The sequence below is a fragment of the Leptothrix mechoopdaensis (SeqCode) genome, assembly GCF_053893855.1.
Genome location: NZ_CM132699.1, coordinates 1,941,341 through 1,956,209 on the forward strand (window position 1 = coordinate 1,941,341; position 14,869 = coordinate 1,956,209).

The window sequence follows — 14,869 nt, forward strand, 5'->3', positions numbered from 1 at the left end:
GACGCCGCCACTCGAATGGCGGCAGTCCCATCCCACAGGAAGTCCCATGGCCCAACCCGTCAGCCTCACGCGCTACCTTGTCGAACAGCACCGCAAGCACGGCCACATCACCTCCGAACTGCGCCTGCTGATCGAGGTCGTCGCCCGCGCCTGCAAGCGCATCGCCATCAGCGTCAACAAGGGCGCCCTCGGCGAGGTGCTGGGCAGCGCCGGCAGCGAGAACGTGCAGGGCGAGGTCCAGAAGAAGCTCGACATCATCTCCAACGAGGTGCTGATCGAGGCCAACGAATGGGGCGGCCACCTGGCGGCGATGGCGTCCGAGGAGATGGACTCCATCCACGTCGTGCCGAACCGCTATCCGCAGGGCGAGTTCCTGCTGCTGTTCGACCCGCTCGACGGCAGCAGCAACATCGACGTGAACGTCTCGATCGGCACGATCTTCTCGGTGCTGCGCAAGGTCAACAACCAGCGCGGCGTCAGCGAGGAAGACTTCCTGCAGCCCGGCAAGCAGCAGGCGGCGGCCGGCTACTGCGTCTACGGCCCGCAGACCACGCTGGTGCTGACGGTCGGTGACGGCGTTGCGATGTTCACGCTCGACCGCGAGACCGGCAGCTTCGTGCTGACCGCAGAGGACGTGAAGATCCCCGAGGACACGAAGGAATTCGCGATCAACATGTCCAACATGCGCCACTGGGCGCCGCCGATGAAGCGCTACATCGACGAATGCCTGGCCGGCAAGGAAGGCGCACGCGGCAAGGACTTCAACATGCGCTGGGTCGCCTCGATGGTGGCCGACGTCCACCGCATCCTGACCCGCGGCGGCGTCTTCATGTACCCCTGGGACCGCCGCGAGCCCAACAAGCCCGGCAAGCTGCGCCTGATGTACGAGGCCAACCCGATGGCCTTCCTGGTCGAACAGGCCGGCGGCATGGCCACCAACGGCGAACGCCGCATCATGGACATCGTCCCGACCGCCCTGCACGAGCGTGTCAGCGTGATGCTGGGGTCGAAGAACGAGGTGGCGCGGGTGACGCAGTACCACGTCGAGGCGACGACGCAGGACGCTGGCTGAGACGGCATCCTGTGGAGAAACGAACGGGCCCCGTGGGGCCCGTTTTGTTTTGGACCGTTCTGGACGGCAGCCGAGACGAACCGCGTCGATTCGCAGGGCTGGCTAGTTGTTTGCCGCCAGCCCGTCGGACACGTCCCGTGTCCGACCTACCGTGTTCAACGTCCGCCAGAAGGAGCACCCGGTCCGGCGTCATGCGCCATACCGGTAGGTCGGACACCAGCGGTGTCCGACGGGCTGGCGCCGACGGGCCTCCAGACCGCAACATCGTTCAACGCCTCCCCTGCCCCCGCCCAGCCCACCACCCATCCACCGACCAGCGCCCTGCCCCGCTGGCCACCAGCATCAGCAGCACCGCCGTCCAGGTGCCATGCGTGGGCCAGGCGCCCGGATAGACCAGCAGCTGGATCACCGCTGTCATGCCCAGCAGGGCGAGCGCGGACAGGCGCGTGGCCAGGCCGATCAGCAGCAGCAGCGGGAAGACGTGTTCGGCCGTCGCGGCCATGACGGCGGCGAGCGTCGGGTCGAGCAGCGGCAGGTGGTATTCGTCGCGGAACAGGTCGACCACGCTGTCGGACAGGCGTGGCCAGCCGAAGTGGAATTCGCCGGTGAGCGGGTTCAGCACGAAGCCCTGGATCTTGGTCTGACCGGACAGCCAGAACACGCTGGCAATAGAGACGCGGGCCAGCAGGGCGATGGCGTCCTGCGGGATGCGGCGGCACAGCGCCAGCAGCGTGTGGAGCGGAGACAGCAGCGGGGCGGTGGTCATGTCGGTTCCTCGTTCCAGGTCAGGTCGGTGATCGCGCCCTGGGCCAGCAGCAGGCCCAGCGTCGCGGCAAGGTCGAAGTCGGCGGCATCGGTCATCGCCTGATGCGCGCAGTCGGCCAGTGGCTCGCCGCATGTCGCAGCGGCGATGAAGGCGGCGGCGCCAGCGGGCAGGCGCAGCAGCAGGACGTCGAGCGCGGGGCGGACGATCAGCACGTCCTCGGCGCCATCGGGGTCGAAGGGCGTGACCTCGCCATCCGCGTGCTGATGCGCCGCCCAGATCGTCGCGACCGCATGGCGCGAACGCAGCAAGCGCAGCGACGGGTGCAGCGTGAAGCGCAGCCCACCAATGCGATCGCCCAGGGCCAGTGCCTGGCTCACGCGATGAGCCTGCACCGGATCGGCATCGGCCGCATGGCAGGACGAGACCCGCGCGTATTCCAGCCGGGCGACATCGCCCAGCCACGGCAAGGCGGCTGCGGGTGCGAAGGCTTCGATGAAGTCGGGCAGCGTGGCGCCGTACAGCGCCAACACGCGGCCGACCGGCGGTTGCTGCGTGGCGTAGACGCCGGCCATCGCCCGGAAGAAGTCGTCGCCGACGAGGGTGAGGGTGACCGGGAAGGTGCCGGCCAGCGCATCGACCAGGCCGACGCGCACGTTGTTGCGGTGGACGGCGAAACGCTGGGCCACGTCCGACCCGTTCCAGCTGCGCAGGCCCTTGGGCAAGGACGCCGCCGGATCCAGCAAGGCTGCGGCAAAGGTGGGGTGCGGCGTCATGCGGCAACACCTTCCAGGCTGCGCAGCAGGCGTTCGGCATGGGCGGCTTCGGCCAGCAGCACCGGCAGTGGCGGGACATCGTTGTCGCGCTCGATCAGCGTGGGCACCGGGCCGATGCGGTCGAGCAATTCGCCGTACAGCGACCAGACCGGCTCGGCGACCGGCGAGCCGTGGTCGTCGATCAGCAGCGGTGCGCCCAGGCTGTCGTGTTCGACGGCATGACCGGCCAGATGGACCTGACCGACCGCCTGCAGCGGCAGGCGCGCCAGCTCGCGGCGGGCGTCGCGGCCGTGGTTGGTGCAGGAGACGTGCAGGTTGTTGACGTCCAGCAGCAGGCCGCAACCGGTGCGGCGCACGACCTCGGCGAGGAAGCCGGGCTCGTCCATCGTCGACACGGCGAACTCGACATAGGTCGACGGGTTTTCCAGCAGGATGCGCCGCCGCAGCCGCGTCTGCACCTGATCGACATGGGCGCAGACCCGCCGCAGGTTCTCGCCGTCATAGGGCAGCGGCAGCAGGTCGTTGTAATGGTGGTGGCCGTGGCTGGACCAGGCCAGGTGTTCGGAGAAGGCGGCCGGCTGGTAACGCGCCAGCAGCGCGGCCAGCCGGTCCAGATGGTCATCATCGAGCGGGCCGGCACCACCGATCGACAGGCCGACGCCGTGGATGCTGATCGGGTGGCGTTCGCACACCCGTGTCAGCGCGTGGTGCAAGGGGCCGCCGTCGACGAGGTAGTTCTCGGCGTGGACCTCCAGGAAGCCGATGTCGGCGCGCATCGCCAGCAGCTCGGTGGCATGGCCGTGCTTCAGGCCGATGCCGGCCGCGCGTGGCAGGCAGATGTCGGATTCATGCGTGTTCATCGGCATTCCCGAAGATCGAGGGGTGCGCGGCGGCGGGATCAGCCCTTCTTCATCATGTCCTGGAAGGCCATGGTCTGGCCGTAGCCGGTCGGCGAGGTCTTCGACATCGTCTTCTCGCAGCTGCCCTTCGGGACATAGGACCAGGCGTTGGTCTGGTGGTCCATCTTCGAGGTACCCGCGCAGGTGGTGCCGGCACCGGCGGCGCAGTCGTTCTTGCCGGCCATGGCGACGCCGAAGCACTTCTCCTTGTCGGCCGACTGGGCGGCAGCGGGCAAGGACGTGAAGGCGGCGCCCAGGGCGATGGCGAGGGCGGCGGCGGACAGCGAGGTGTTGAAGGCTTGGGTCATGGTGAACTCCGTGAGGTCATGTGGATGGAAGGACCGGTCGCTGCAACCCTGCTGCGACCGCGAGGCTTGGACGGCCGAGCCCCCACGGTTCTTACGGGGTCACCCGCGAAAAACATTCGCCACGTATGCTGGACAGGCTGCAAGCTGAACGCTGGCCGCACGCCTCGCAGATCGGTGTAAGAACACCACCCAGACAGGCGACTGCCACCGGATCTCCCGACAACAAGCAGTCACGCCCATCCCCCCACGCCCGCACCGGGCAGGAGCCCCCGCATGAAAGCAATCTGGAATGGCACCGTCGTCGCCGAGAGCGACGACACCGTGGTCGTCGAAGGCAACCACTACTTCCCGCGCAGCGCGCTGAACGACGCCTACCTGCTGCCCAGCAACACGCACACGATGTGTTCGTGGAAGGGTCAGGCCAGCTACCTGACGCTGTTCATCGACGGCAACGCCAACCCGGACGCGGTCTGGTTCTACCCGGACCCGAAGGAGGCCGCCGCCGAGATCAAGGGGCGGGTCGCCTTCTGGAAGGGCGTGAAGGTCGTGGAGTGAGGCCGTGAGCGCGACGCTGGCCGAGCGCTACGCGGCGGTCCGCCGCCACTCGCTGGAGCGGGTCGAGGGGCTGTCGGCCGAGGACCTGTGCGTGCAGTCCATGCCCGACGCCAGCCCGGCGAAATGGCATCTGGCCCACACGACCTGGTTCTTCGAGACGCTGGTGCTGCTGCCGCAGGCCGAGACCGGATCGACCGGCCTGGCGCGCGGCTGGCGGGCGCATCACCCTGCCTATCAACAGCTCTTCAACTCGTATTACGAGGCCCTCGGCCCGCGCCACCCGCGCCCGCAGCGCGGTCTGCTGACGCGGCCGACGCTGGACGAGGTGCTGGCCTACCGGCAGGCGGTCGATGCGGCCATGCTCGACCTGATCGGCGTGGCCGAGCTGCGCGCCGACGACCCTGCCGTCCGCGCCCTGCTCGATCGCATCGAGCTGGGCCTGCACCACGAGCAGCAGCACCAGGAACTGCTGTGGACCGACCTGCTGCACCTGTTCTCGCTGAATCCGCTGCGGCCGGCGGTCAGGCCCGGGGCGATCCCGCCGTCGACGCCGGCGCCAGCCGGCTGGATCGAACGCCCTGGCGGCATCGCCCGCATCGGCCATGACCCCGGACGCGACGGCACCTTCCTGTTCGACAACGAGGGCCCGGCGCACGACGTGCTGCTGCAGCCGCATGCGCTGTCGACGCGGCTGGTGACCCAGGGCGAGTACCAGGCCTTCATCGACGATGGCGGCTACCGGCAAGCCGCCCTGTGGCTGTCCGACGGCTGGGCCACCGTGCAGGCGCTGGGCTGGACGGCGCCGCTGCACTGGCTGGACGACGGCCTGCAGTTCACGCTGCATGGCGCCGTGCCGCGCGAGGCCGATCAGCCCGTGCGCCACCTGAGCCTGTACGAGGCGGCGGCCTATGCCGAATGGGCCGGCGCCCGGCTGCCGACCGAGTTCGAGTGGGAGGCGGCGGTGCGCGCGCACGCCCTGCCCTCGCCCGCGATGACGCAGGCGCATGGCGAGGTCTGGCAATGGACCCGCTCGTCCTACGACCCCTACCCGCGCTACCGGCCGGCCGCCGGTGCGGTCGGCGAATACAACGGCAAGTTCATGGTCGGGCAGATGGTCTTGCGCGGCTCCAGCCTGGCCACGCCGGCCGGCCATGCCCGCGACAGCTACCGCAACTTCTTTCCGCCAGCCGCACGCTGGCAGTTCACCGGCCTGCGGCTGGCGAAGGACATCTGATGCCCGACACACCGGCCGATCTGTCCGGCTATGCCCAGGCCCTCGTCGAGGCGCTGTCGCAGCGGCCGCGGCGGCTGTCGCCGAAGTGGTTCTACGACGACGCCGGCTCGGCGCTGTTCGACCGCATCTGCACGCTGGAGGCCTATTACCCGACACGCACCGAGACGGCGCTGCTGGCCCGACATGCCGACGAGATCGCCGCCGTGATCGGCCCGGAGGCCGAGCTGATCGAGCCCGGCGCCGGTTCGGCCCGCAAGGTGCGCGTGCTGCTGCGGGCCCTGCAGCGCGGCGGCTGGCGGCCGGCCGGCTACCTGCCGATCGACATCTCCGGCGCCCACCTGCTGGCCGCCACCGAAGACCTGCGCGCCGACCTGGCCGATGCCCTGCCCGACCTGCCGCTGCGGCCGATGGCGGCCGACTTCCTGCAGCCCTTGCAGCTGCCTCCGCCACTGGCCGACGGCCGCCGCGTCGGCTTCTATCCGGGCGGTTCGATCGGCAACTTCGAGCGGCCCGAAGCCGTCGTGCTGCTGCGCCGTTTCGCCGACTGGATCGGACCGGGTGGCGGGCTGCTGATCGGCGTCGACCGCATCAAGGACCCGGCCCGGCTGCATGCGGCCTACAACGACCCGGAAGGTGTCACGGCGGCCTTCAACCTGAACCTGTGGGCACGCGCGAACCGCGAGGCCGGGGCGGACTTCGACCTGAGCGCGTGGCACCACGCCGCCTTCTACGACCCGCTGCAGCAGCGCATCGAGATGCACCTGGTCAGCCGCCGCGATCAGACCGTGCACGTGGCCGGGCAACGCTTCGACTTCGCCGAAGGCGACAGCGTCCACACCGAGAACTCCTGCAAGTACAGCGTGCCCGGCTTCCAGGCACTGGCCCGCGAGGCCGGCTGGCAGCCGCAGCATGGCTGGAGCGACGAGGCGGGCCTGTTCTCGGTCCACTGGCTCACGAACTGAGCCAGCTGGGGCCCGCCTCAGCCCACCTCACCCCGCCCGCTTGGCCAGCACCGCCCGCGCCACGCGCGAGCCATTGGGCTGGCCCAGCGCCGCGCGGATGCCCTGGCCGGCGTCGATGAGCCGGTCCAGGTCGATGCCGGTCTCGATGCCCAGGCCGTGCAGCAGCCAGACGACGTCCTCGGTGGCGACATTGCCGGTCGCGCCCTTGGCATAGGGGCAGCCGCCCAGGCCGCTGACGCTGGCGTCGAAGGTCGCGATGCCGACCTCCAGGCTGGCGTAGACGTTGGCCAGCGCCATGCCGTAGGTGTCGTGGAAATGGCCGCTGGTCTCGTCGATCGGGAAGTGGCGCAGGGCCGCTTCCATCGCCCGCTGGACGGCCTTGGGCGTGCCCACGCCGATGGTGTCGCACACGGCGATGTGCTGGACGCCGATGCCGTGCATCAGCCGCGCCACCAGCTCGACCCGCTCGGGCGCGATCTCGCCCTCGTACGGGCAGCCGACCGAACACGAGATGGCGCCGCGCACCTTGACGCCGGCCGCCCTCGCCGAGGCCACCACCGGCGCAAACCGTTCGATCGACTCGGCGATCGAGCAGTTGATGTTGCGCTGGCTGAAGGCCTCGCTGGCAGCGCCGAAGACGACGATCTCGTCGGGACGGCCGGCCTGGGCGGCTTCCCAGCCCTTCAGGTTGGGCGTCAGCACCGAATAGCGCACGCCGGGCTGGCGGGTGATGCCGGCCATGACCTCGGCGTTGTCGGCCATCTGCGGCACCCACTTCGGGCTGACGTAGCTGGTGACCTCGATCTCGCGCAGGCCGGCGTCCTGCAGCGCATGGACCAGCGCAATCTTGGCGGCGGCGCTGACCGCCTGCTTCTCGTTCTGCAGGCCGTCACGCGGGCCGACGTCGACGATCTTCACGCGCGTCGGCAGGTTCAGGGGCTGGTTCATGGTCACGGCTCCGGCTCGGGTCACGGGTGGCGGGTTCAGTCTTCCAGGCGCAGCAGTTCGGCACCTTCGCCGACCTGGTCGCCGATCGCGTACAGCAGCTCGGCGACAACGCCGTCGCGCGGGGCGGCGATGGTGTGTTCCATCTTCATGGCCTCCATCACCGCCAGCGCCTGGCCACGTTCGACGCGGTCACCGGCCTTGGCCAGCAGCGCGACGACCTTGCCCGGCATCGGCGCGGTCAGGCGCCCGCCGGCATCGGCGTGGTCGCCGGCATGGGCGATGGGGTCGAAGTCCTGCAGCTCGACCGAGCCCTGCGCGCCGAACACCGCGACGGTCTCGCCCACCGCATGCACGGCCAGCGTGCGGCGCTCGCTGCCCTGGGCATCCCCGAGCACGATGTCGTGGCGCGCATCGCCCAGCGCGCGGGTCTCGAGCGACCAGCTCGTCGCCCCCATCGCCAGCTGCAGCCGGCCGTCGTGGTGACGTTCCAGCGTGGCGATGTGGTGGACGTCGCCCCGCTTCAGGTCGAAGCGCCGCCGCGCCCCGCCGTGGAGGCGCCAGCCGTCGCGGCGCGACCAGGGGTCCGCATCCTGCAGCGCGGACTCGGTGTGCAGCGCCTGGGCGATGACGCCGGCGGCGGCCCAGTGCAGCGGCAGGCCTTCCTGGTCGAACAGCACGGCGCGTTCGCGCTCGATCAGCGCGGTGTCCAGATCGGCCTCGGCAAACGAGCGGCTGGCCACCACGCGGCGCAGGAAGGCCACGTTGGTCTGCAGGCCGACGATGCGGGTCTGCGCCAGGGCGGCATCCAGCCGGGCCAGCGCCTGGGCGCGGTCCTCGCCCCAGACGATCAGCTTGGCGACCATCGAGTCGTAGTGCGGGCTGATGGCGTCGCCTTCGCGCACGCCGGCATCGACGCGCACGCCGGCGCTGTCCTGCCCCGCACGCTGGAACGCCACATGCGCCGGCCAGCGCAGCACGTCCAGCCGGCCGGTGGCGGGCAGGAAGCCGGCGTCGGGGTTTTCGGCGCAGATGCGCGCCTCGATCGCGTGGCCGTGGATGCGCAGCGCGTCCTGCGTAGCCGGGAGCTTCTCGCCGCTGGCCACGCGCAACTGCCATTCGACGAGGTCATGGCCGGTGATGGCCTCGGTGACCGGATGCTCGACCTGCAGCCGGGTATTCATCTCCATGAAATAGAACCGCAGGTCGCCGTCGGCGGTCGGCTCCGCGATGAACTCGACCGTGCCGGCACCGACGTAGCCCACCGCCTTGGCGGCGGCCACGGCGGCGGCGCCCATCTCGGCGCGGCGTTCGGCGCTCATGCCCGGGGCTGGCGCCTCTTCCAGCACCTTCTGGTGGCGGCGCTGGACCGAGCAGTCGCGCTCGAACAGGTAGACGCACTGGCCGTGACCGTCGGCGAAGACCTGGATCTCGATGTGGCGCGGCCGGGTCACGTAACGCTCGACCAGCACGTGGTCGTCGCCGAAGCTGGCCTGGGCCTCGCGCTGGCACGAGGCCAGCGCGGCGGCGAAGTCCTCGGCCCGGTCGACCCGACGCATGCCGCGCCCGCCGCCACCGGCGCTGGCCTTGATCAGCACCGGGTAGCCGATGCGGTCGGCCTCGCGCTGCAGCAGCGCGGGGTCGTTGTCGCGACCGTGGTAGCCGGGCACCAGCGGCACGCCGGCACCTTCCATGAGCGTCTTGGCGGCCGACTTGCTGCCCATCGCGGCGATGGCCTCGGCCGAAGGGCCGATGAACACGAGGCCGGCGGCCGCACAGGCGCGCGCGAAGTCCTCGTTCTCGCTCAGGAAACCGTAGCCCGGGTGGATGGCCTGGGCACCGGTCGCGCGCGCCGCATCCAGGATGCGCTGCCACTGCAGGTAGCTGTCGCGCGCGGCGGCGCCACCGATGTGGACGGCCTCGTCGCAGGCCCGCACATGGGCGGCCTGGGCGTCCGCATCGGAATAGACCGCGACGGTCTGCACGCCCAGACGGCGGGCGGTGACCGCGACGCGGCAGGCGATCTCGCCACGGTTGGCGATCAGGATCTTCTTGAACATGGCGCTCTCCAGATTCGGATGGGGTGGCTCAGGCGCTGAGCCAGCCGGCGGGACGCTTGCCGAGGAAGGCCGACACGCCTTCCTTGCCTTCGGCGCTGCCGCGGATGTCGGCGATGCGGCGGGCCGTGTCGGCGCGCAGCTCGGCGGTGATGGGCTGGCTGGCGAGGTCCTGCACCAGCCGCTTGCAGGCCCGCACCGCTGCCGGGCCGTTGGCCACGAGTGCATCGACCAGCGCCTGCACGCGGGCATCGAGCTGGTCGGCCGCAAAGACCTCGTGGACCAGGCCGATGCGGCGGGCCTCGGCGGCATCGAACCGTTCGGCGGTGGTGAAGTAACGCTGCGCCGCCCGCACGCCGATCGCCTGCACGACATAGGGGCCGATCGTGGCGGGCAGCAGGCCCAGCCTGGCCTCGCTGAGGCAGAAGCCGACGCCCTCGGCCGCGACCACCGTGTCGCAGACGGCGGCCAGCCCGACACCGCCGGCATAACAGTCGCCGTGGATGCGGCCGATCACCGGCACGGGGCAGCGGTGGATGGCCCACAGCATGTCGGCCAGCGCCTGCGCATCGGCGCGGTTCTCGTCCCAGCTGTAGTCGGCCATGGCGCGCATCCAGTTCAGGTCGGCGCCGGCACAGAAGGCCTTGCCCTGCCCGGCCAGCACGACCACGCGCAGCTCGGCATCGGCCGCGAAGCCGTTGAACGCGGCGGTCAGCTCGGCGATCACCGCGTCGTTGAAGGCGTTGCGGACCTCCGGGCGGTTGAGCCAGACCTCGGCGACGTGGGGGCGGGGGCGGCGGATGTCGAGGGTGGGCACAAGGGTCATGGCACGGTCAGGTCGACGGACTCGGGGTGGGCAGACCGCGCCAGACGCGCAGGCCGCAATGAGCGGCGAAGGCGTCGTAATCGCGGTCCTGGTGCAGCAGGGTGTGGTCGTTCGCGATGCAGAAGGCGGCAATCAGGACATCGATCGAGCTGCGCACCGTGATGCCCAGTGCGCGCAGCGTCCGGTAGTGGCCGGCCGCGTCCAGCGCCAGGGCCGGGTCAACGCTCGCCTCGATCGACAACTCCTGCATCAGCGTACGGGCTTGGCGCATGTCGCGGTCGCTGCGAAAACCGCGCAGGACTTCGTAGAGAACGAGGTCAGGCACGACGAGGCGGGCCTTGTTCTCCTGGAGCAGGCGGCGCAGTTCGCCGCGAGCCTCGGACGTGCGACCGCTGAAGAAATCGATCCAGACGCTGGAGTCAACGACGACCACGGCGCGCCTTGGGAGTCTGGGTGGCACCTGCGTCTGCCGTCTGGCCGGACGCGCCATAGGGCGTCGCCGGCTCATGAGCCACCAGCTCGCCGACCTCGTTCGTGACGTTCCCGGTTCGCGGCGCCGTCCAGTCGATGTCCTGGTCGCCCTCCCACTTCAGCTTGCCTTCCCATTTCAGGATCTCGCGGTAGGCGGCCTGTCGGGCAAGCAGCTTCAGCCCCTCCTCGACCGCTTCCTTCTTGGTCTTGTAGGGGCCTGCCGCCATGGCGGCCGCCATCAGGGCCGGGTCGATCACGATGTTGGTGCGCATGGCGATGTGTATGAAAAGTACAGGACATACACACGATACATCACATCCGGAACACCCCGAACTTCGCGTCCGGGATCGGCGCGTTCAGGCTGGCCGACAGGCCCAGCGCCAGCACGCGGCGGGTGTCGGCGGGGTCGATGACGCCGTCGTCCCACAGGCGGGCACTGGCGTAGTACGGGTGGCCCTGGACCTCGTACTGCTGGCGGATCGGCGCCTTGAAGGCCTCTTCCTCGTCACGCGACCAGGCGCCGCCCTTCGATTCGATACCGTCGCGCTTGACCGTGGCCAGCACGCTGGCGGCCTGTTCGCCGCCCATCACGCTGATGCGCGCGTTCGGCCACATCCACAGGAAGCGCGGGCTGTAGGCCCGGCCGCACATGCCGTAGTTGCCGGCCCCGAAGCTGCCGCCGATGATCACGGTGAACTTGGGCACGTTGGCGCAGGCCACCGCCGTGACCATCTTGGCGCCGGCCCGGGCGATGCCCTCGTTCTCGACCTTCTGGCCGACCATGAAGCCGGTGATGTTCTGCAGGAACACCAGCGGCACCTTGCGCTGGCAGCACAGCTCGATGAAGTGGGCGCCCTTGTTGGCGCTCTCGGTGAACAGGATGCCGTTGTTGGCGACGATGCCCACGGGCATGCCCTCGATGTGGGCGAAGCCGCAGACCAGCGTGCTGCCGTAGCGGGCCTTGAACTCGTCGAACTCGCTGGCGTCGACGATGCGGGCGATGATCTCGCGCACGTCAAAGGGCTTGCGGGTGTCGGTCGGGATGACCGACAGCAGCTCGGCCGGATCGAAGGCCGGCGCGCGCGGCGGCACGGTGCGCAGGGGGCTGTCCTTGCGCCAGTTGAGGTTGCCGACGATCTGGCGCGCCAGTGCCAGCGCATGCAGGTCGTTGTCGGCCAGGTGGTCGGCCACGCCCGACAGGCGGGTGTGGACGTCACCGCCGCCGAGGTCTTCCGCGCTGACGACCTCGCCGGTGGCGGCCTTCACCAGCGGCGGGCCGCCCAGGAAGATCGTGCCCTGGTTCTTGACGATGATGGTCTCGTCGCTCATGGCCGGCACGTAGGCGCCGCCTGCCGTGCACGAGCCCATCACCACGGCCACCTGCGGCACGCCTTGCGCGCTCAGGTTGGCCTGGTTGTAGAAGATGCGGCCGAAGTGGTCGCGGTCCGGGAAGACGTCGTCCTGGTTGGGCAGGTTGGCGCCGCCGGAGTCGACCAGGTAGATGCAGGGCAGGCGGTTCTGCTGCGCGATCTCCTGCGCCCGCAGGTGCTTCTTGACGGTCAGCGGGTAGTAGGTGCCGCCCTTGACGGTGGCGTCGTTGCAGACGATCACGCACTCGACGCCGTTGACGCGGCCGATGCCGGCGATGACACCCGCCGCCGGGGCCGAGTCGCTGCCGTCCTTTTCCTTGTAGACGCCCATCGCGGCCAGCGGGGCGATCTCCAGGAAGGGCGTGTCCGGGTCGAGCAGGCCTTCGACGCGGTCACGTGGCAGCAGCTTGCCGCGCGACAGGTGCCGCGCGCGGGCCACCTCGCCGCCGCCCAGCGCGATGCGGGCGAGCTGCGCGTTCAGGTCCTCGACCAGCGCGCGCATCGCGGCGGCGTTGGCCTGCGACTCGGCCGAACGCGGGTTGAGCTTGCTGACGAGCGCGGCCATCACATCGTCTCCGAGAACAGCTCGCGGCCGATCAGCATCCGGCGGATCTCGCTGGTGCCCGCGCCGATCTCGTAGAGCTTGGCATCGCGCCACAGCCGGCCGGTGGGGTATTCGTTGGTGTAGCCGACGCCACCGAGCGCCTGGATCGCCTCGCCGGCCATCCAGGTCGCCTTCTCGGCGGTGTAGAGGATCACGCCGGCGGCGTCCTTGCGCAGCGTGCGCGAGTGGTCGCCGCGGTCGCAGGCCTGCGCCACGGCGTAGGCATAGGCGCGGCAAGCCTGGAAGGTGCTGTACATGTCGGCCAGCTTGCCCTGCATCAGCTGGAACTCGCCGATGCTCTGGCCGAACTGCTTGCGCTCGTGGACGAAGGGCACGACCACGTCGAGGCAGGCGGCCATGATGCCCAGCGGGCCGCCGCTCAGGACCACGCGCTCATAGTCGAGGCCACTCATCAGGACCTTCGCGCCATTGCCTTCGCCGCCCAGCACGTTCTCGACGGGCACCTCGCAGTTGTCGAAGAACAGCGGGTAGGTGTTGGAGCCGCGCATGCCGAGCTTGTCGAGGTGCTCGCCCTTGCTGAAGCCCTTGAACGACTTCTCGATCAGGAAGGCGGTCATGCCACGCGCGCCCATCTCCGGGTCGGTCTTGGCGTAGACCACCAGCGTGTCGGCATCGCCGCCGTTGGTGATCCACATCTTGCTGCCGTTGAGCACGTAGCGGTCGCCCTTGAGTTCGGCGCGCAGCTTCATGCTGACGACGTCGGAGCCGGCGCCCGGCTCGCTCATGGCCAGCGCGCCGACCTGCGTGCCGGCGATCAGGCCGGGCAGGTACTTGCGCTTCTGCGCGGGCGTGCCGTTGCGGTTGATCTGGTTGATGCACAGGTTGCTGTGGGCGCCGTAGCTCAGGCCGACCGAGGCGCTGGCGCGGCTGATCTCCTCCATCGCCACCATGTGCGCCAGGTAGCCCAGGCCGGTGCCGCCGTCTTCTTCGCCGACGGTCAGGCCGTGCACGCCCAGGTCGCCGAGCTTCTTCCACATGTCGGCCGGGAACAGGTTGTCGCGGTCGATCTGCGCGGCGCGCGGCGCCAGCTCGTGCTGGGCGAAGTCGCGCACGGCCTCGCGCAGCGCGGCGATGTCCTCGCCGTGGTTGAACTGGAAGGTGGACTCGAACATGCGGTGTCTCCTGTGCCCGTCCGCGCGCTGCCGGCGGTCTTGAGCATGACTCAACGTAAACCCTGATCGAACCCTGCCAGGGCCCGACGCCGGACGCGAATCTAGCAGCACAGCCGACGACACACAAGCCATCTTGAGTGATACTCAAATCATGTCGAATGCACGAACCACCACGACAGAGCCGGCGCCGCGCGCCGCCCGTCGCGCACCGGCCAGCGCCAAGAGCGAGCAACGCATCCGCGACATCCTGCGGGTCGGGCGCGAGGTCTTCGCCGAGAAGGGCTACGAGCGCGCCACGACCACCGAGATCGCGCAGCGACTGGGCATCAGCGAGGCCACCGTCTTCACCTACTTCCGCGGCAAGCGCGAGCTGTGCGTGCGCGTGATCAGCGACTGGTACGACGAGATCATCGAGGCGATGGAGACCGGCCTGCCGCGTGGCGAGCCGATCCGCGTGCAGCTGCATTTCCTGATCCGCACCCACCTGCACCTGTTCCTGGTGCAAGGCACGGGGCTGTGCGCGCTGGTGCTGTCAGAAGGCCGATCCAAGGGCGAGCCGGGCCAGGAACTGGCCGACAGCTTCCTGCCGCTGCAACGCCGCTACACCGCGCCGCTGATGGACCTGCTGGCGCGCGGTCAGGCCAGCGGCGAGGTCCGCGCCGACATGCCGCTGCGCACGCTGCGGGCGCTGGTGCTGGGGCCGATGGAGCACCTGCTGTGGGAGGTCATCGCGCAGGGCCGCACGCCCGACATCGACCAGGCCGCCGCGCAGCTGGTCGACCTGCTGTGGTCGGCGCTGGCCGCGCCCGAAGCCGAGCTGGCCGCGCTGCGGCAGATGCGTGCGGAGATCGCCGGCGCGCTGGCCCGCAGCGCCGGCCGGGGCTGAGCCCGTCC

16 protein-coding genes are annotated in these 14,869 nt (G+C 70.0%); 5 read left to right on the plus strand and 11 right to left on the minus strand.

Annotated elements, in window-relative coordinates:
* Nucleotides 1-46 precede the first annotated feature (46 nt).
* Nucleotides 47-1,072, plus strand: a complete 1,026-nt coding sequence (locus ACWA7K_RS08580; RefSeq protein WP_456167558.1) for a class 1 fructose-bisphosphatase — start codon at nt 47-49, stop codon at nt 1,070-1,072.
* Nucleotides 1,073-1,340: 268 nt separating this feature from the next.
* Here ACWA7K_RS08580 and ACWA7K_RS08585 read toward each other — a convergent pair whose 3' ends face one another.
* From ACWA7K_RS08585 to ACWA7K_RS08600, 4 genes are read right to left on the minus strand one after another with little or no spacing between them, the layout of a single operon-like run.
* Entirely contained in the window at nt 1,341-1,838 is a 498-nt protein-coding gene (locus ACWA7K_RS08585; RefSeq protein ID WP_456167560.1) for a DoxX family protein, read from the minus strand.
* The gene (locus ACWA7K_RS08590; RefSeq protein ID WP_456167562.1) at nt 1,835-2,611 is read right to left on the minus strand and encodes an HvfC/BufC family peptide modification chaperone; all 777 of its coding nucleotides are present in this window, start codon (nt 2,609-2,611) and stop codon (nt 1,835-1,837) included. Before ACWA7K_RS08590 ends, ACWA7K_RS08585 begins: the two co-directional genes overlap by 4 nt.
* Nucleotides 2,608-3,477 (minus strand): MNIO family bufferin maturase, encoded by an 870-nt coding sequence (bufB, locus tag ACWA7K_RS08595; RefSeq protein ID WP_456167564.1) that lies wholly within the window; start codon nt 3,475-3,477, stop codon nt 2,608-2,610. The genes ACWA7K_RS08590 and bufB overlap by 4 nt, the downstream gene beginning before the upstream one ends.
* Nucleotides 3,478-3,509: 32 nt before the next feature.
* On the minus strand, nt 3,510-3,818 hold the full coding sequence (locus ACWA7K_RS08600; protein WP_456167566.1) for a BufA1 family periplasmic bufferin-type metallophore: 309 nt from the start codon (nt 3,816-3,818) through the stop codon (nt 3,510-3,512).
* Nucleotides 3,819-4,091: 273 nt separating this feature from the next.
* Between ACWA7K_RS08600 and ACWA7K_RS08605 the strand changes: the two genes are divergently transcribed.
* Genes ACWA7K_RS08605 through egtD form a run of 3 tightly spaced genes read left to right on the plus strand, consistent with a single transcriptional unit; the run spans nt 4,092 to nt 6,569 of the window.
* On the plus strand, nt 4,092-4,373 hold the full coding sequence (locus ACWA7K_RS08605) for a DUF427 domain-containing protein (protein WP_456167568.1): 282 nt from the start codon (nt 4,092-4,094) through the stop codon (nt 4,371-4,373).
* Nucleotides 4,374-4,377: 4 nt separating this feature from the next.
* Entirely contained in the window at nt 4,378-5,607 is a 1,230-nt protein-coding gene (gene egtB, locus ACWA7K_RS08610) for an ergothioneine biosynthesis protein EgtB (RefSeq protein ID WP_456167570.1), read from the plus strand.
* Nucleotides 5,607-6,569, plus strand: a complete 963-nt coding sequence (gene egtD / locus ACWA7K_RS08615) for an L-histidine N(alpha)-methyltransferase (protein WP_456167572.1) — start codon at nt 5,607-5,609, stop codon at nt 6,567-6,569. Before egtB ends, egtD begins: the two co-directional genes overlap by 1 nt.
* 27 nt (nt 6,570-6,596) lie before the next feature.
* On the opposite strand, the gene ACWA7K_RS08620 is transcribed toward egtD, so the two are convergent.
* Genes ACWA7K_RS08620 through ACWA7K_RS08650 form a run of 7 tightly spaced genes read right to left on the minus strand, consistent with a single transcriptional unit; the run spans nt 6,597 to nt 13,975 of the window.
* Nucleotides 6,597-7,517 (minus strand): hydroxymethylglutaryl-CoA lyase, encoded by a 921-nt coding sequence (locus ACWA7K_RS08620; protein ID WP_456167574.1) that lies wholly within the window; start codon nt 7,515-7,517, stop codon nt 6,597-6,599.
* A 35-nt stretch (nt 7,518-7,552) separates the two neighbouring features.
* Nucleotides 7,553-9,574 carry an acetyl/propionyl/methylcrotonyl-CoA carboxylase subunit alpha gene (locus ACWA7K_RS08625; protein ID WP_456167576.1) on the minus strand — a complete coding sequence of 674 codons (2,022 nt, stop codon included), beginning with the start codon at nt 9,572-9,574 and terminating at the stop codon, nt 7,553-7,555.
* 28 nt (nt 9,575-9,602) lie between these two features.
* The gene (locus tag ACWA7K_RS08630; protein WP_456167578.1) at nt 9,603-10,397 is read right to left on the minus strand and encodes an enoyl-CoA hydratase/isomerase family protein; all 795 of its coding nucleotides are present in this window, start codon (nt 10,395-10,397) and stop codon (nt 9,603-9,605) included.
* Nucleotides 10,398-10,404: 7 nt separating this feature from the next.
* Nucleotides 10,405-10,830: a type II toxin-antitoxin system VapC family toxin gene (vapC, locus tag ACWA7K_RS08635; protein WP_456167580.1), complete on the minus strand. Its 426-nt coding sequence runs from the start codon at nt 10,828-10,830 to the stop codon at nt 10,405-10,407.
* Nucleotides 10,817-11,140 carry a type II toxin-antitoxin system VapB family antitoxin gene (locus ACWA7K_RS08640; RefSeq protein WP_456167582.1) on the minus strand — a complete coding sequence of 108 codons (324 nt, stop codon included), beginning with the start codon at nt 11,138-11,140 and terminating at the stop codon, nt 10,817-10,819. Before ACWA7K_RS08640 ends, vapC begins: the two co-directional genes overlap by 14 nt.
* Nucleotides 11,141-11,180: 40 nt before the next feature.
* Nucleotides 11,181-12,803 carry a carboxyl transferase domain-containing protein gene (locus ACWA7K_RS08645; RefSeq protein WP_456167584.1) on the minus strand — a complete coding sequence of 541 codons (1,623 nt, stop codon included), beginning with the start codon at nt 12,801-12,803 and terminating at the stop codon, nt 11,181-11,183.
* Entirely contained in the window at nt 12,803-13,975 is a 1,173-nt protein-coding gene (locus ACWA7K_RS08650) for an isovaleryl-CoA dehydrogenase (RefSeq protein WP_456167586.1), read from the minus strand. The genes ACWA7K_RS08645 and ACWA7K_RS08650 overlap by 1 nt, the downstream gene beginning before the upstream one ends.
* Before the next feature lie 151 nt (nt 13,976-14,126).
* Here ACWA7K_RS08650 and ACWA7K_RS08655 point away from each other — a divergent pair, with 151 nt between their 5' ends.
* The gene (locus ACWA7K_RS08655; RefSeq protein ID WP_456167588.1) at nt 14,127-14,861 is read left to right on the plus strand and encodes a TetR/AcrR family transcriptional regulator; all 735 of its coding nucleotides are present in this window, start codon (nt 14,127-14,129) and stop codon (nt 14,859-14,861) included.
* Nucleotides 14,862-14,869: the final 8 nt, after the last annotated feature.